General features: G+C 35.7%; 14 protein-coding genes and 1 pseudogene. 2 read left to right on the forward strand and 13 right to left on the reverse strand.

The window, feature by feature from the left end; translation table 11 throughout:
* Positions 1–15 precede the first annotated feature (15 nt).
* The 9 genes from NYE63_RS15975 to NYE63_RS16015 form a co-directional block, all read right to left on the reverse strand.
* Entirely contained in the window at positions 16–804 is a 789-nt protein-coding gene (locus NYE63_RS15975) for an enoyl-CoA hydratase/isomerase family protein (protein ID WP_342601849.1), read from the reverse strand.
* Between the two features lie 103 nt (positions 805–907).
* Complete coding sequence (locus tag NYE63_RS15980) at positions 908–2,257, reverse strand: acetyl-CoA carboxylase biotin carboxylase subunit (protein WP_342601850.1); 1,350 nt, start codon at positions 2,255–2,257, stop codon at positions 908–910.
* 25 nt (positions 2,258–2,282) lie between these two features.
* Positions 2,283–2,492, reverse strand: coding sequence for an acetyl-CoA carboxylase biotin carboxyl carrier protein subunit (locus tag NYE63_RS15985; protein ID WP_342601851.1), 210 nt, complete (start codon positions 2,490–2,492; stop codon positions 2,283–2,285).
* 19 nt (positions 2,493–2,511) lie between these two features.
* Positions 2,512–4,236 (reverse strand): class I adenylate-forming enzyme family protein, encoded by a 1,725-nt coding sequence (locus NYE63_RS15990; RefSeq protein ID WP_342601852.1) that lies wholly within the window; start codon positions 4,234–4,236, stop codon positions 2,512–2,514.
* A 41-nt stretch (positions 4,237–4,277) separates the two neighbouring features.
* Positions 4,278–5,873 carry an acyl-CoA carboxylase subunit beta gene (locus NYE63_RS15995; protein WP_342601853.1) on the reverse strand — a complete coding sequence of 532 codons (1,596 nt, stop codon included), beginning with the start codon at positions 5,871–5,873 and terminating at the stop codon, positions 4,278–4,280.
* Positions 5,874–5,976: 103 nt separating this feature from the next.
* Entirely contained in the window at positions 5,977–6,933 is a 957-nt protein-coding gene (locus NYE63_RS16000) for a hydroxymethylglutaryl-CoA lyase (protein ID WP_342601854.1), read from the reverse strand.
* A gap of 185 nt (positions 6,934–7,118) precedes the next feature.
* Positions 7,119–7,901: a cupin domain-containing protein gene (locus tag NYE63_RS16005; protein ID WP_342601855.1), complete on the reverse strand. Its 783-nt coding sequence runs from the start codon at positions 7,899–7,901 to the stop codon at positions 7,119–7,121.
* Positions 7,902–7,966: 65 nt separating this feature from the next.
* Positions 7,967–8,836 carry a fumarylacetoacetate hydrolase family protein gene (locus NYE63_RS16010; protein ID WP_342601856.1) on the reverse strand — a complete coding sequence of 290 codons (870 nt, stop codon included), beginning with the start codon at positions 8,834–8,836 and terminating at the stop codon, positions 7,967–7,969.
* A gap of 1,438 nt (positions 8,837–10,274) precedes the next feature.
* Positions 10,275–10,703, reverse strand: a complete 429-nt coding sequence (locus NYE63_RS16015; protein ID WP_342601857.1) for a site-specific DNA-methyltransferase — start codon at positions 10,701–10,703, stop codon at positions 10,275–10,277.
* 437 nt (positions 10,704–11,140) lie between these two features.
* Here NYE63_RS16015 and NYE63_RS16020 point away from each other — a divergent pair, with 437 nt between their 5' ends.
* Positions 11,141–12,529 carry a M28 family peptidase gene (locus NYE63_RS16020; protein WP_342601858.1) on the forward strand — a complete coding sequence of 463 codons (1,389 nt, stop codon included), beginning with the start codon at positions 11,141–11,143 and terminating at the stop codon, positions 12,527–12,529.
* A gap of 471 nt (positions 12,530–13,000) precedes the next feature.
* Here NYE63_RS16020 and NYE63_RS16025 read toward each other — a convergent pair.
* Positions 13,001–14,110: pseudogene (locus NYE63_RS16025) on the reverse strand (flotillin domain-containing protein); the annotation flags it as partial.
* Between the two features lie 922 nt (positions 14,111–15,032).
* Between NYE63_RS16025 and NYE63_RS16030 the strand changes: the two are divergent.
* Entirely contained in the window at positions 15,033–15,326 is a 294-nt protein-coding gene (locus NYE63_RS16030; protein ID WP_342601859.1) for a hypothetical protein, read from the forward strand.
* On the opposite strand, the gene NYE63_RS16035 is transcribed toward NYE63_RS16030, so the two are convergent.
* The 3 genes from NYE63_RS16035 to NYE63_RS16045 all read right to left on the reverse strand — a co-directional run bounded on the left by NYE63_RS16035 (position 15,327) and on the right by NYE63_RS16045 (position 17,934).
* Positions 15,327–16,658: a hypothetical protein gene (locus tag NYE63_RS16035; RefSeq protein WP_342601860.1), complete on the reverse strand. Its 1,332-nt coding sequence runs from the start codon at positions 16,656–16,658 to the stop codon at positions 15,327–15,329.
* 350 nt (positions 16,659–17,008) lie between these two features.
* Positions 17,009–17,578 (reverse strand): hypothetical protein, encoded by a 570-nt coding sequence (locus NYE63_RS16040; protein ID WP_342601861.1) that lies wholly within the window; start codon positions 17,576–17,578, stop codon positions 17,009–17,011.
* A 206-nt stretch (positions 17,579–17,784) separates the two neighbouring features.
* Positions 17,785–17,934 (reverse strand): hypothetical protein, encoded by a 150-nt coding sequence (locus NYE63_RS16045; RefSeq protein ID WP_342601862.1) that lies wholly within the window; start codon positions 17,932–17,934, stop codon positions 17,785–17,787.
* Positions 17,935–18,098: the final 164 nt, after the last annotated feature.

Raw genomic sequence — 18,098 nt, forward strand, 5'->3', positions numbered from 1 at the left:
TTGAAATCCAACAAGTTATCGCCCTGTCCAAACAGGATCTCTTTTTTCTTTGAATGCTGTAAGCCCTTCTTTGTAATCCTTTGTTCGACTTAATACAACAACTTGATCGCGCAAATATGTCAAAGACTTCTCATACTCCATGTCCTGAATCATATACATTGCTTCTCGTCCGTAACTAAGGGCTACAGGGTTTTTTGTTGTTAATTTCTCTGCAAAGTTATATACCTTTTCTTCAAAGTCTTCGTCGGTAAATACCTCATTAATTAATCCTATTTCTTTTGCCTTAGCTGCCTTTATACGATCACCGGTATACATTAATTCTAGAGTTTTTTTGTAACCAATAGCTTTTACCAACGGGGCACTAATCATCATCCCCCATAAACCTACATTTATTTCTGGGGCACCAAATTGAGCAGACTCTGTTGCATATGCAAGATCACATGAAGCTGCCAATCCCAATCCCCCAGCTAATGCATATCCATTTATTGCAGCAATAACAGGTTTATTTAATTTATGTAAAGCAATTAAACAATTCTTATATTTTGTAACATGATTTTTAAATTCAATGACACTATCTTCGTCACTATCCATCCCACCAAGATCTGCACCAGAACAAAAGGATTTTTCCCCTGCTCCAGTTAAAACTACAACTTTTACTTCATCATCCTTTGATAGCTCCTCACAAATACGCACAAATTCAAGCATCATTGCTCCGGAGAGTGCATTATGAACTTTTGGACGGTTTAATGTTACGGTGGCTACGCCATTACGCATTTCCAAAATAATGTCATTATTTTTAGACAATAAGATCACTCCTTAATCTAATCTTCAATATTTGTATAATTTCATAATGTGTTTCACCTTGAAAATAACAACTATTTACAAGGTGAAACTGTTTTCTCTTACATTAGAGTTTTGAATGAATTAAATAATTATTAATAAAATTGGTGGTCGTATTTCCTAATTTGTACTCAGGATGATTAATAATTTTTTTCAAAATAGGAATATTAGATTTAATACCTTCGATCTCATATCCTTCTAATGCATCAATTAAATTATTAATTGCCTCGTTTCTATCTCTTCCTTTTACAATCAATTTTCCAATCATCGGATCGTAAAATGGTGTTACTACTGACCCTTCTTCTACTGCCAATTCGTGACGGATATTTTCACTGTAAGGCAACTTAAATTTAACGATTTTACCTGGGGACGGGAAAAAAGTGTCAGGATCTTCAGCATAAATTCTAACTTCAATAGCATGCCCGTTTAATTCAATATCTGATTGACTAAATTCAAGAAACTCTCCATTTGCTATTTTAATTTGCTGCTCTACTAGATCCAATCCTGTTATTTCCTCAGTGACAGGATGCTCAACTTGCAACCTAGTATTCACTTCTAAGAAATAGTAATTTTTTTCTTCATCCATTATGAACTCAACGGTCCCTGCATTGCTATAACCAATTGCTTTAGCAGCTTTAACGGCCGCTTCACCCATTTCTCTTCTAGTTTGATTATCAATAAATGCAGAAGGCGCCTCTTCAACTACCTTTTGGTGACGTCTTTGAATTGAACATTCCCTTTCCCCAAGAAAAATAGTGTTCCCTTCATTATCGGCTAGAATTTGAATTTCGATATGTCGTGGATTTCCAATTAATTTTTCTAAAAACATAGCACCATCGCCAAAAAAATCAGCTGCGCGTTTTTGACTTCCACTAAAAGCCTTCTGTAGTTCATCATTATTATTAATTACTTGCATTCCAATTCCGCCCCCCCCAGCGGATGCCTTAAGCATAAGAGGATATCCAAGCTCATTCGCTTTTACTTCCGCCTCTTCTAAAGCAAACAGAGGCGTACTATTTCCCGGAACAATAGGAACTCCTGCTGCTTCCATTGCCCTTCTTGCTTCAATTTTGCTACCCATTTTTTCAATCACATCTGTAGATGGACCAATAAAAACCATCCCATTATCTTTGCATACTTTAGCAAAGGAGCTATTTTCCGACAAAAAACCATACCCTGGATGAATTGCATCCACATTTGCCTTTTTTGCTACTTCAACAATTTTATTTACATTTAAGTAGCTTTCATTAACCCTTGGTCCACCAACCAGATAAGATTCATCAGCTAGTTTGACATGAGGTGCTTCTGCGTCAGCTTCTGAGTAGATTGCAACAGCCTTTATACCCATTAAATGACAAGTCCGAATGATTCGTGAAGCAATTTCGCCACGGTTTGCAATTAAGATTTTTTTAAACATAGCGCTCACCTTTCTATATCATGGATTATTTTAGCTTTAAAATTACATCTCCATCACTAATAAAATCGCCCTCATTTACAATAATTTCTTCTACTTCACCTTCACTAGTGGCAGTAATAGGTATTTCCATTTTCATTGATTCTAAAATAACAACCTCTTGATTAGCACTAACCTTATCTCCTTTATTCACAACAATTTTCCATACACTTCCTGACATATTTGATAAAACTTCCATATTATCACCTCGTAAATTATTAAAATATCGATTGAATTTTTTCTTGTTTATTAACAAACCATTCTTTCAATTTAAACTTTTTTACCTTTCCATTTGAGGTCATAGGAAGATCCGTGTCTTGGATAAATTTAATATATTTTGGGACTTTAAATTTGGCCAAATGATTTGAAGTGTAGTCAAATACTTCTTTCTCACTTAATGAAACTTTTGACTCAAGTACAATCCAAGCCAACCCTACTTCCCCCATTACCTCATCAGGTACACCAATTACATATGCTTGATTAATCTTTTCATGACTGGTAAGTACATCTTCTATTTCTTTAGGTGCCACATTCTCTGCACCTATTCGATATATTTCTTTTATTCTTCCTGTCAAAGAAATGTATCCAGATTTATCAATGACAGCTAAATCTCCAGTTTTAAACCAGCCTTGTTCGTCTAAGGATCTCGCTGTTTCCTCGTGTTTCTTATAATATCCACTTGTGACCAACGGGCCTTTACATACCAGTTCACCTTCTATTCCGAAGGATTGATATTCACCAGTATCTATATCTTTGACTTTAAAATGAATACTATTACCATTCAAATCACTTAATCCGACATGACCGCCTGGAATAGCTCGGCCAACGTATTTGTTGAGATAAGAAATATCATCAGTTGGGTGAGTTTGTAAAACTCCAGCTGCACATTCTGTCATCCCGTAACCAGTGATTAATTCTTCAATGTTTAATACTTCTTTTATGTCTTTCCACATTTTTGTAGATACCTCAGCACCTGCACAATACATTGCTTTTAAACTAGAAAGATTACGGTTTTTTTCCCTCTGTGCTTCTAATAACCTTAAGCTAATTGTTGGTACGCAAAGAATATCATTAGCTTTATGTTCCTCAATCATATCTAATGCATGAGATTCATTAAAATCAATTTGGGGAATTAATGCCCCTCCGACCATACTTACAGCAATGAAGCCTTCAATGTAACCAAAGCAATGATAAAAAGGTATCGGTATAAAGATTTTCCTACCCTCTTGAAAACCACGATTAATACAACTACCTAGTGCACTGCGCCATATCATATCATGTGTAATAAGAGCACCTTTTGGGAAAGAAGTTGTTCCAGATGTATACATAATATCTGTAACATCATTTACCTCTCCCTTTTGTACACTATTTACTGTCTCTTCTACATGAGCCTTCTCTGTAGAGGATAATAAATCATAAAAATCTATTGTACCTGGATATTTTTTCCCCTCTGGCGAATAAACAATTATTTTCCTAAGATTCGGAAATTCTTCAGATTGTTCCCCCTTGAAAACCTCAGGACATAATTCTTGTAACATTGAAACATAGCTTAATTTATTCCATACATCTAAGGTAATAATATAAGAAGAATCTGACTGGTTAATTAAATATTTAAATTCTTCTTTTTTCAAACGATAATTTAATGGGACTAGAATGCCTCCAGCAGCAGCCACACCAAATTTTGAAAGTATAAATTCTGGGTGATTCGGAAAAATTAATGCAACGTGCTCATGACCTTGTAACCCCAGGTTAATTAATCCTGCCGCCAATTGCTTGCTTTTTTCCTTTACATCGGAGTAGGTCCAAGTCTTTTTCTGACTAATAATGTAATCATTATCTTTATATATTTCAGCCATGCGGAAGAAAAATTCATGAACAGGTTCAGGAGTCCATTCTTTACTTTTCTCCTCAAATGTTTGTTTTCTATTTATAAGAGAATCCATTTTTATCCCCCCCCCAATTAATTCTTTTTTATTGGTATAGCTTAACCCCTTCTAACCACTGTTTTCTTTTCAGCAATTCCTTCTAAGACATTTCTGTTCTCACAATAAAGTTCGTATCGATTTATAAGATCTTTCCGTAGTCGATCACCCGGGACAACATCATCAATAAACAATTGTGAAGCAGGGCTCCATACGTTGATATCACTATTAAACTTTTCACGTTGATCTAAAATGAATTTCTGACGTTCTTCAGGATTTTCAATTGACTGAATTTTATTAAAGTACATAGCATTAACAGCTGCTTCAGCACCCATTATAGCCGGCTGAGCTTGCGGAAGTGCTATGCACGCGTCTGGTTGCATAGACGCCCCTGACATTACCACATATCCAGCACCGTAAGCTTTTCTTATAATTACTGAAATTCGTGGAACGGTCGCATTAGCAACTGTTGATAGCATTCTTGCACCTCTACGAATAATTGCTTCTTTTTCTACCTTACTTCCGACCATAAAGCCCGGTAGATCAACCAAAAATAGTAAAGGGATATTATATGCATCACACAAGGAAACGAAATGAGCAGCTTTTTCGGCTGATTCCGGGAAAATAACCCCACCTTTAGCTTTAGATTGATTGGCTACAATTCCAACCGCTCTTCCGCCGATTCTACAAAAACCAGTGATCATCTCTTTAGCATATAGTTCTTTAAACTCAAAGAAAGAATCAGCATCCACAATACGGTAAATCACTTCATACATATCCATTGGAACACGTTGATTTTCTGGGACAATCTCTTCAATACTTTTACCTGGGACCGGCTCAATGGCTTCTTTTAAAGGCACTGTATCTCCCCAATTTTGAGGCATATATTCCAAATATTGTTTCGTGGCATCTAAAGCTTCCTGTTCAGTTTCAACTAACATATCACCTAATCCACTAACTTGGTTATGCATTCGGGCGCCGCCCATCTCTTCCATTGTTACCTTTTCTCCCGTTGCCATTTCTGCCATTCGTGGAGAACCTAGATAAACACTTGCGTTTTTATCTACCATAACAACAAAATCACATAATGCTGGAAGGTAGGCACTACCTGCGGGCGAAGCACCAAAAACAAGTGAAACTTGTGGAACAACCCCCGAGATTCGCGCCGTATTATAAAAGATTTTGCCTGCATGTCTTCGATCAATAAATGTATCAAATTGCTCATTTAAGCGAGCGCCCGCTGAATCAATCATATATATTAGAGGGATTTTTCTTTTTTCCGCAAGTTCCTGCATTCGCATAATTTTTTCTATGGTCTTGGTACCCCAAGTTCCGGCTTTTACAGTTAGATCGTTAGCAATGATCGCAACAGAACGGCCATTTATTTTAGCAACAAGGGTAACTACGGCATCACCAGGTAAAAACTGTTCATCATTACAACGAGCAAATACTCCATCTTCAATCTCCATACTGTCCTTATCAACTAAATATTCAATTCTATCACGAACAAACATCTTTCCTTGTGCTTTTAATTTCTCATAGTAGGGACGATTTGATGACGTTTTTATTTCTTTTAATTTCTCATATACTTTACCGTCTATTGACGAAATTTTTGTTTCTTTCGAATTTTCAAATATTTTATCATCTATTTTTTCCATATTAAATGCCTCCTGATACTTCTTAATTGAGTAGTTCACTAGATCCAAACAGACCTCTTAACTTAGTCGACTTGTATTTTCAGAATTTATTACTTCTCTCAGGTTAAACTAAGATATTATGTCTATAAGAGGATAGGGTTCTTCCTTTAGCCACCTTGCTTGGAAGTTCGCGACCGAGTATTTTTTCTGCTTCTCTAGTTACCTCGACAAGTTTTTCCAAGTCAATACCGGTTTCAATCCCTAGCTCATGACACATATGAACCAGGTCTTCTGTAGCGATGTTTCCAGCAGCACCCTTAAATCCACCGAATGGGCACCCTCCTAATCCACCTACCGAAGCATCAAAATAGCTAACTCCCATTTTCAATCCAATAAAGGCATTTACTAATCCCATACCTCGAGTGTCATGTAAATGCAAATTAATCTTTTTATCTGGCCATCTATCTTGGACTTGTCCGACAAGATTCTCGACAGAAACCGGATTGGCCCACCCGACTGTATCCCCAAGAAGGATATATTCTGGATCAACACCATCATCATTGGCTTTTTTTATTGCTCGGTCGATTAATTTAATTACATGCTTTGGATCAACGTCCCCTTCATAGTTACAACCAAAGGCTGTCATTACAGCAAGTGTGCTGACTGGAACATTAAACTCTCCCAGAACAGCAATACGATCTTTCATTTCTTCAAAGGTTTCTTCTATCGAACGATTTGTGTTCTTTTTTGAAAACGTTTCGCTTGCAGTTATGCTAATTACGCCTTCCAAATCAAATTTACCTGTAGCTTGAGCTCTCTCAATTCCTTTAGAATTAAGGTATACGCATTGGTACTCTGTACCTGGGCGTCTTTTAAATCCTGCAGCCACCAACTCTGCATCAGCCATTTCTGGAACCCATTTAGGACTCACAAATGAAGTAACTTCAATCACAGGAAGGTTACATTCGGACAGTAAATCAACTAATCGAATCTTATCCTCAGTAGCTACAGGCGTCTTTTCAATCTGCATGCCCTCACGAGGCCCTACTTCACGTATCTTTACTTTTTTAGGAAACGGCAATTATATTCCCTCCTATGTAATCTATTCGTTGATCTATGTCATGCTTTTAATGGAAATTCAATTCAATTCAAGCGATGCAGTTACTACCTCTTTTTGCTTTAAAGCCTTTAATACAATGTTGAAATATCAATATTAATATTAAATATTTTTCATTATGACCTTATAAATTATTTAGATACTGTTAGCTATTTTAAGTTGACTACAATGTTTCTTGGATTACGCGCAGTCAAAAACTCTACTGGCTCGAGATTGCTCACATTTCGTTCAATATGCGGCAAAAATGTAGGGACTCTAAGGAAATCGCCAGGGTTAAGTTCTTCATAGGTTTCATAATTTTCACCATATAAGATTTGAGTTGTGCCGCTAATAATGAATCCCGCTGTCTCCGCCTCTCCATGATGGTGTGCTCCAGAATCCTTGGACGGTTCCCCAGTTACACGTCCAATCCAAAGATTTGGTGCCTGAACAGCGGTTTTCCGAGGCATGTTTTTCGTTTGATTAGTTAAATCATTTAAGTCTGATGCTCTTACGATTGAAACCCCTTCCCCATCTTTAATATCTTTTGGAATTTCAACCTCTTCGTTTTCATCTACATTTACTACCTGGTAGTCCGGAGCCATTGTTGTAACAATATCAAGTGATTTAGTGCTGCTTGCATTTTTATAGATGTACGTGTGATAAGGTGGTATATAAATGAAATCACCCTCACTCAACTCTACAGAATTCCCGAAGTTTTCCCCGTAAAAAAAGATCCCATTCCCTTTTAATACATAATGAACAGTATCGGATTGTTCATGGTGTTGCGCACTAGATTTAGCATCGGGCTCAAATGCCGTATGGCCCATCCATATTTTTTCTCCAACAACACCCGTTTTTATCGAAATGTTCAAATGTTTTGTTTTTTCAACTGTTAAGTCCTTCCTTCTTTTAACCCCGAGTTTACTGTTATCTATTTTATGATCCAACATATTTTCACCTCGTTAAAGTTATAATAATTCTAAAATAAAACTAAGAATATTAGGTTAACCTTTTATTAAAGGACATTTTCCGCAACAATTTGGTTTTTGATGCCTCCAATTTCAGGAATATGTACTTCTACGACATCTCCTTTTTTTAATAACATTGGCGGGTTTTGTTTCAAACCTATGCCTGATGGTGTCCCCGTGAGAATAATGTCTCCAGGCATTATTGTCATTGCTTTTGAAATGTCAGCAATAATTCTATTTATAGGAAAGATCATAAGGCTTGTATTACTAGATTGAACAGTTTTACCATTGACTTTACAATAAATATCCAAGCTTTGAACATCAGTTATTTCATCTTTTGTTACGAGCCACGGACCTAAAGGACAAGACTTATCCATGCTTTTCCCCATAAACCATTGACCACCATGAGATTGCTGAACATCCCTTGCAGATAAATCATTCGCACACATATATCCGAAAATATAATCGGAAGCTTCTTCCTCCAAAATATGTTTTCCTTCACGTCCAATGACAACAGCAAGCTCTGCTTCATAATCTAATTGATTGGTGAAGTTTTCAGGATAAGGAATGTCTTCATAAGGACCAGCTACAGTGCTTGTCGCTTTTGTGAAAATCGTCGGTTTATCCGGGAGATTAATATCTTGACGGGTACGTTCATTAAAATGCTCTAGGTAGTTCCATCCCACACAAATAACGTTTCTTTCCAATTTAGTTATTGGTGATAATAAATTCTCACTTTTTAACACCTTTTGTTCAGGGTTAGAATTTAAGATCTTGTTAATTCTCTCTATTCCTTCACTACCTGCTTTAATTATTGATAAGACGTCGGGAAATTGGGCACTAACATCAATCACTTTTTTATCTTGGATTACACCAACACTAATTTGATTTTCCTTAAGGTAAGAAATTATCTTCATTTAGAAACATACAGCCCCCTTTTCTTCTAACACATATTTTTTGCAGGTCCCTTTATCATTTCTTCTGTTTTTATAAGGTTGTAATTCTCCGTGTCTCACTCACAGCAAACTCATCTAAGAAGAAAGCTTGTTGTTTCATCCTTAAAATTTCGAGCATTGTGCTTCAAAATATTTTTTCTGCTATCGCATTACATTTTTGCAATAAAGCCCTATAAATCTCTTTACGTTCTGCCTTGGAAAGGTTAATGTGATTGTCATTTTCCTTATACGATGACCCCTCGAGGCCATTCTTACTGGCAGCCTCTCCAAATCGAAGCATCAAAAACATTTTGCCATCCCGATGATCAATAACGTAAATGAAGGAGGGATATGCGTACCATCCATGTTGTTTCTCCTTGTTGTAAACATCTAATTGTCCAGCAGCTAGCAATGCATCGTTATATAACCGTAAAGCACCGCATTGAAGTGCTTTTATTTAATTATTTGCCATCCTATTTACTCCTTTCTCGTAAACCCAAAATGAATTCACTAACCTTTCATAATGCAATTAACGTGCCAACATCAAAAATGCTTACTAAAAAGGGATAAAATAATTAAAAGGGATAAAATTGAATAAACATAAGTTAGATAGAATGTATCAATTTAATACGATTGTTTAAAAGTTGTCTCAATTAAGAACGGATTGACCAGTATTAAAACATATTTATGTCATTTCTTACCTGAAAATAAAGTCTAGTGTTACGTGAAAGGGATTACTGCTAAAAAGAAAACAAATGAAAACACCTTTACGTAACGGACTGGCTATCGATAAATCAAAAAAAATCAACCAATAAAAAACTGGCTAATCTTAATTTATGCACCCGTTAAGTGCATAGCTACTTACAGTATTTGATATGACCTATAGACCGGGTCCCCATTTTCCAATTTTCAGAAATCCATTTTCACAGTAAAATCAAATCTTCCAGCTCAAGTTGAACTATCTTTTTCTGGAGAAGGATAAAGCGAGAAACATCAACTAATTTCGTCTGGTATGAAAGCAGAACCTTCATAGCTATCTATTTTCCATAAGGAGAGGGTTCTGGAAGGTGTACCCTTAGTTAGTTCGTGAAAAACTTGGTGTACGTAACTGCACTTTAAAAATCAGTTCCGTTCCCTTTGCATTTGTAAGCTTTTTATCAATTGGTTCCAATACCATACAAATAACAAAAGTTAAGATAAAAAAATACCCAAAAAAAATTGTTTCATACTTACGCCTATTACAATTATTTTGGTTTTTTAACCTCATTTCATTTTTCTTTTCCAAAAATAAAAACACCGCGGGAAACGGTGTTTAACTCGGATCGTTAAGTTCGGGTTAAAGCCCTGAGTAGTCAAATTAATTATTGTCACAAGAGGGGCACCCCGAAGTCTTAAGAGGTTTTAACAGCAATAACATCATTTACCTTGCCGTATCTTTATGAAAGGCCTTCGAAGCTTTGTTAAAGTAGGTATTATCTAATTCGAAACCAATAAAGTTCCGATTTAGATTTATAGCAGCTTGTCCTGTTGACCCTGAACCCATAAAACAATCTAATACTGTTTCACCTCTATTAGAATGTGTTGCAATTATTTTTTCGAGAACAGCAACTGGCTTTTGATAAGGGTGAAATCTCACTTTTCCACTAACTATAGGTGCTTCATAAGAAGCCTTATCATAATAAGAATTAAAAGTTCTTCTAGTCCCTTTAGTATAGGAAATAAAATATTCTCTTGAGTTTGACAAATAATTTACTTTTGCATTAATGGGGACCGCATTCGTTTTCTCCCAAATTCCCATTCTTTGTTGTTTCAACTTCAGCTTATCTGCAACTTTTGATATATCTCTCATTTAAAAATATCGTAAAAAATGACCATTGTTCTACCTGGAACTAGTACTCTTTTGAATTCTTATCGCTTCGCTGATTAAAAATCCACTATTATTTTACTAATTTTCTTTTTATTCCCACCAAAAACAGAAGCTGATAAATTACTTAAAAACCGAGTATGACGAACATATTTGTTAAGTATAAAAGGCGATAATTTTGATCCTGCCTTTTATTTAAACGAGTTCAATGTTTGATCATTTTTTTACAATACAATAAATTGACGGCTTCAATACATGATGCGATTCTTCATTAAGAAGGATCGCTTTTTCTTTGCGCATAATCTTAAGGGAGAGCGGGTTTCAAACACCGATTGATAGTTGGAATTTAAAGACTAACGACTCATTTACAAACTATTCAGTTAAATACATAATTAGGAATATTATGAAGAAGGAGGGATTATATGTATAGAAAATCACTAACAGTACTATTAGCTGCGGGTATGGTTCTATCAACTGGTACAGTATTTGCACAAACAAACGGAGCAACAAATGCCCAGTCTGACACAGCTTTTGATAACAAAGTTATCAAAAAAATTAGTGCGGACAATATGTATAATACGATTGCCTATCTATCAGAGCAACCGAGGGCTGCTGGTACACAAGGGGAGCTCCGTGCAGTCAAATACATAGAAAGTCAGTTTAAGATTCTTGGTTTTGAAACAAAGGTTCAGCCTTTTCCCATCTATGATACGGTGCAAAATGTAAAAGTGAAAATTGGTGACAGTGATTTAGGAGGAACACCGCGTGCCATTAGCGGCAGTATCAGCGGGAAGGTAACGGCCGAACTTGTTAATGTTGGTAAAGCAAAGCCAGAGGAAATTGGAGAAAATGTATCTGGGAAAATTGCACTAGTTGAACGTGGGGACATTACCTTTGTTGAAAAGGTTCAGAATGTCCTAAATAAAGGAGCGGTTGGCGTTTTAATGTACAACAACTCACCATCAGGAAATAATTTCGGACAAGTATCAGCGGGGCAAAATATACCTGCTGTAGCCATTACCCAAGCCCAAGGGTTAGAGTTGGTCGAACAGCTTAAAACTAAACAAATCACTTCCACTCTGGAAGTGGGTAAAGCTGAAAGAATCGAAAAGACATCCTACAATGTCATCGCTTCCCTAAAACCAAAAGCCAATAAGGATAATGGCCAAATCGTGACTGTTGGAGCCCATCATGATTCAGTCCCGGGCGGCCCTGGTGCAAACGATGATGCTTCGGGTGTATCAGCTGTGCTGGAACTGGCAAGGATCCTGGCCAAAACGCCAATTGACACTGAAATTCGCTTCCTCACGTTCGGATCTGAGGAAAGAGGGCTCGTTGGATCATCCTTCTATGCAGATTCCCTTCCCAAAGAGGATGTAGACCGCATGGTGGCTCACTTCCAAATGGATATGATAGGCGGACGTGATGCTGGCGAGGATAATCCTGCAGGTGGTTTGATTATGTATACCATTGATGGAATGAAAAACCTTGTGACGGACCTGGGTTCCTCAGCAGGGGCCAGAACGATGGATGTTGCGATTCCTTATGGACAGCTGGGCAGGAGTGACCACCAACCATTCCATGAGCTTGGCATTCCATCCGCTTTGTTTATCCATTCCCCTGTAGAGCCTTGGTATCACCAGCCTACAGATACACTGGATAAGATATCGAAAGAAAAATTGCAGCAATCAGCTGAAATTGTCGGTGCCAGTGTGTATCAAATTGCCCGTCCGGAAACTCCGGCATTAACAAATGCACGTGTAGCTCCTGGCACGGTAGACTATGATTTTGATGACCGTCCGGTAGATTAAATACTTCATTGTACAGAATTACGAGATTAATAATGGATCTTGGAGAAAATCAGGAGGGTATCTGAGTAGTTTACAGATGCTCTCTTCTTTTTATCGGCCAGCGCCTCGTGCTTAATTTTTTCACTATTTCTAAGCTCTAAGTCTAATGAAAATCCTATATGAAATTTTCATTGCCCATTAAAGGGCCCTTAATTTGAATAACATCTATTTCTTTAACTGCATAAATAATGCAGGATCTAATTAGTATTTAAGTCTTTCTCCAAATTTTTAATTTATAACCAGCTCTTTCTTGCTAGCATCTACTAAACCAAGCCAACAAGAAGAAGCAACAGATTGTATATCTGTTGCTTCTTCTTGTATGACCCTATTGCTCTTAATGGTCAAATCTTCAATATTATTTATGTTATTTAAATATTTATTTGTCTTTTGCACCAGCTTTTATTTTATGTGATGAACAGTATGATTTACCTTTTACTCTTCCTTGCTTGCTGCCATATTCATGTTCGCTTCGACATTCTCCTGATTGATGGTGGTAAATGGTAAATTCCGCTTTCCTGAGAAATTCTCCAGCAAGTCTTTGACATCAATTCCCGAAGATGCCTTTAATGACTCCTGCAATGTTGCCATTAAATCCGTTGCATACCCAGTCACTTTATTAGCCCCGCCATTCACACCGCTTCCACCTGTATCCACTACAGTGATCTTGTCAATATTACTAAGCGGGCTTGCCACTTGTTTTGCATATTCCGGCAGCATTTTCAAAATCATGTCCATTACGGCCGCTTGACCGAACTGTTCAAAAGCTTCAGCGATCTTCTGCTTCGCTTCTGCCTCTGCTACCCCTTTTAACCGGATAATTTCCGCTTCTGTCGTACCTTGTGCCCTTTGTGCGTCCGCTTTAGCAAGACCGTCCATACGAACACGTTCCGCTTCCGCTTTTGCCATGGCTTCAATTTTATACTTATCGGCATCCGCTTCTGTAATCTGTTTCATCTTGTTAGCGGAGGCTGCCTGCTCTACTGCATAACGGTCGGCATCCGCCTTTTTCTTCACTTCTGAATCATATTGCTTTTCACGGCGAAGGATTTCTTTTTCCTCCAGCTCAATTTGCTTCTGCCGCTCGATGATCCTGATTTGCATTTCCTGTTCTGTTACATCCTGTTTAGATCTGGCCGTTTCAAGATCGTAAGCTTGGTCAGCTCGTGCTTTGGCAATATCCTGTTCGCGACGGAATTCCGCAACCTTCAGCTTGTTGATTTTCTCGGCTTCGGCTATTTCAGTTGCCCTTTCAAGTTCGGCACGCTGTGCTTCCTTCGAAGCTTCGGCACGCTTGATTCGCGTTTCTTTCTCTGCTTCAGCGGTAGCTATATCGGCATCCCTCTTCACTTGTGCAATTCTTGGCTTACCAAGGGATTCAAGATATCCATTTTTGTCACGAACATCTTTTATTGTGAATGATACGATGATGAGTCCCATCTTTGCCTTATGAATAATTAGTTTATTGATTATTGTTACAAAGCGTTATTATAACAGGATTATACTTTCTTGATTCTTCAATATTATAGTTTTGGCATATATAATATAAACTTTTATTTTGAACTCTAGTAGTAAGCTTCGGAAATCCTTCTAGTTGTTGTCTAGATGTGAAATTACTAATTGAAATATTATTTATTTTTTTGATACTGCTAGCAAAAGGCTTAGAACATATAAAATCAATTGAAAACTATAAAGAGGAATTGTTACCCTATATTTCACCGTTTGGATGGGAACACAAAATTTAGGTGAATGTTAGTTTGACTCCTTTCATTCCCCAGCAACAAATGCTTCCCGCCCATTAAGAATATAGGTAAGACACTGTGAGAATTATACGGCTGTCGCAGTTCTATAACAATAAAGTTATTTAAAAAGATAGAATTTACTTGGATTTCATTTCTATCTTTTAGATTTTTCTAGATATAATAAATATAAGAATAAAAGCCGATTTTCATCGCAGAAAGTCGGCTTTTTCTACAATCTCATCTCTATCTTAATATATATCCCTTAGCGTACAGAGGTATTTGGCTATATTTATGTCGAAAGCTACTTAGCGTACAAAATTCCCGAAAAGTTGGCGGTATCCCTATAAGCATATTCAACAAATGGATGGATTTAGTTCAATAGTATTTAAACAACTTTTTTATCAATGTTGATGGAATGAAAAGGATAGAATAATATAATTAAAATAACTTTAAAGAGCCTTACTACATATGTAGTAAGGCTCTTATTCTTTTACGCCAAAATTGAACGATATTATTATCTTAATACACCGTGAACTTCCATCATCCCAATGCCTTTTTCTTTATAAAGTAATGCGTTGGTTCTTACTTAAATATCACAAATAAATTCAAATAGAATTTCTTCCCTCCATTTCAATCAATAATGTATTCATTTTATTAAAATATATAATTTTAGATATCGAGGGATAGTATGTCAATGTCAAGATAATTATTAAGGAGGAACAAAAATGAATGTAGAGTTATTCATGAATGATGCAACTGATAATTTTTCTACTGCTAGTGGTAAGGAGACTCATTATAATGATACTTGGCTTGGAGCAAAGAATATGATACACTCCCCATCATCAATAGATAGTGATGGAAATGCAGATGGATTTATGCGAATTAATGGTGAAGGATCTGGAAGCTTTATAAATTCTTCTTTAGAAAAAAGATATACGATTAGAGAAGAAGAGTTTGGTTCACTTCTTTTAAATCAGTCAAACAGCAAAGTATATAAATTAGATCCTGAGAATACCTGACTAAAAAACATCACTGTATTTGGTTTTAAAATCAAAACCTTCTTCAAACTTATTGCGGGCATCCTCTAGTAATTTCTTATGCTCGGATCTAGCATAATTTCTTTGATGACATTGAGGGTTATGGTTAATCTCTGAGAACAGTGTTTCATACTGGTTTTTGTTGAAGTTTTTGTAATATGGCTCTATACAATATTCATAAGCAATATCCGCATATGCAAAATGGCCACTATGGTAATAATGACTAATCATTAAATCATAAAATTCCTTTAATACATTGTACTTCAATCCCAATTCAGATAAGAACTTCACATCCTCTTTCCCAAAGCGATAATAATGTATATATGGCTGATTAAAATACATATGAGCTTCCCCATGAAATTTGTTATCTAATTTTTCAAAATGGTCATAAACAGATTCAGATAGAAAATGGGATTTAACAATTAATTTATCATGACTTTTTATTCTGTTTTCAAGTAATTCTTTTGTGTGAACCTTAAATAACTTATATATATTAGGATATTTTGAAAGGAAATCTACTAACTTATTTAATATGTTAAGGTTTTCATCTAAAAACTCACTAAAAAAGCTATTTTCCTTTTCAATAAATTTTTCTAATAACATTTGATTTTTCTCAAATATTATTAGTAAGACTTTATAGTTTATTTCTCTATTTTTCATTTCAAGTTCATTATCATTTTTAAAAACTGATTTCCATAAGTGTTTAAAAATATATTCCGTTAATTCAGCATTAAAATGCTCTAAGAATTTTGACTCAATATATGAAGTTAATCTGTCATCATTTGGAAATTCATCTTTAATTCTTGCTACTTCCTCCATAAAAGGTACGAAGATTTTTTTAGTAAAAATCGGGCTTTTCGTCAATAATCCATCTAACATATTTCTCATATGTGATTTAACTAAATCTTCGTGGGGTTCATAAAGTATATCCAGTGAATTTAACACTGGGTGTGCAGAAAGGTTTCTGTCCTTTTTCAAAGCTAATATATGCGTGTAAACATCATTTTCTAAAATTTTTGCTTCCTTAAAAGACTTTTCAACCAATTCATTCTCCCAGTCAGGCGAAACCGGATTATCTTCTTTATCTTGATTTAAATCAGACAATATTTTTTTAGCCTTTTCATCACTGTGTATATCTCTCAAATCATAAAGCTTATAAATTAGGTCACAAACCACTACTGAGTATAGCATTACTACCGATGATCTAAAATTTTTGTTATTATATGAGCTCATAACTTCCTTAAAGTATGCTTTAGTTTTATGATGGTAGATTTTTTCTATTTGTTCTGGTATTGAATATGGCAAATTAGCCACTACCTCTCCAATGGTTTATTATTAGGATTTTACTTGATTATAATTTTTCTTGATTTTCTTTGTTATAGAATAATATAAAACTTAATTTACTTGCTTCTTTTTTTCTTGTTGAAATTGATAAGAGCTTATTACAAAGAATGTAAAGGTTTTAGCTGCATTTACTGCCAATTCCACGTGATGTTTAGATGGTTTATACTCACGTGCATGTGAATCACTTGCTTTTGTTCGGAGTTGGCCAAACTCCAATGACTATACTATTGAGTCCCGTCAAAATTTGCTTTAAAGAATCATTCATGCCTTTAGTGGAAGATCAAAATTCATCTGCTTCTTTACCCGATTATACAAATTACTTATATCACCAGTATTTTTTCCCTTTTCCCTATTGTTTTCTCTTCTACAGATAGCAATACTTCTTCAACTAAACTTCTAGCATTTGTAATAGCGCCATCGTAGTCATTATTTAGTATTTTATTATCACACTTTAAAATTTGTTGATTTAAAAACTCTGTTGATAATACATTTAATTTTTCTTCTTTTATAATAATCTGGGCTGCTTGTAAGTCTTTAAGTTTATATTTATTCTCTTCCCTTAAGATTTCATATTTATCAAATTTAAGATACTTGTTCCAATGCTCAATTATAAGATCCTGAGTGCTATATTCTTTCTCATGATTTTCAAAGTACAAACTTTCATCAAGAGAATAGTTTATAAATTCTAAAAATCGCTCTTGTGCAAGGATTTCTCTTAGCTTGTCTTCAGTGTACTGCCACCTAGAAGGGAAGCCTCTTCCGTATGTGTCATTAAAACCAAACTCATTAAAAAAATCTACCAATGTATATCCACTTCTATAAAATGATAAATCATTGTCTCCCGATATAGTCTCTGCTATTACTTTTATTGTTTTTTCACGCAACTCCATAAGTTCACCTCTAAATTTTACTTCGTATGGAATATTATACAATATTCGTGATATTAGATATAATAATTGGAATCTTTGCCTGATAAGAAAAAATGGGATTTAGTAAGATATATAGAATCCCTTGTTCCTCCAAGTATTGAATAACAGGAGTATGGTAATGCCCTGTAGATTCTAAAATGACCATAGGCATCTGCCCTGTCACCTCTTCAACCTCTTTTAAAAAGTCTAAAAAATGATCTAACTCCTCTTTGATATGTTTTATTGAAAAATCTCTTGCCATACGGTTTAGATTGATCTAAAAATGCCTGAACTTGACTCTCTCCTCTTACCGCATCCAGACCAACAACTGGATTCATTGTTTTTTCCTCCTCTACTTACTAACCAGTACCCCCTAGTCCTCCATGTAATGTCATAGCTTCGCTTGTTATACGAGATCTACGTCCCAACCAGCCTCAAACATGTTTCTAAAGTAGGGGGCGGACAGTTTAGTTCACGGGATCAAGTCCCACACACCCGTACG

Origin of the sequence: Peribacillus sp. FSL E2-0159 (genome assembly GCF_038643155.1) — a bacterium.
Taxonomy (GTDB): domain Bacteria; phylum Bacillota; class Bacilli; order Bacillales; family DSM-1321; genus Peribacillus; species Peribacillus simplex.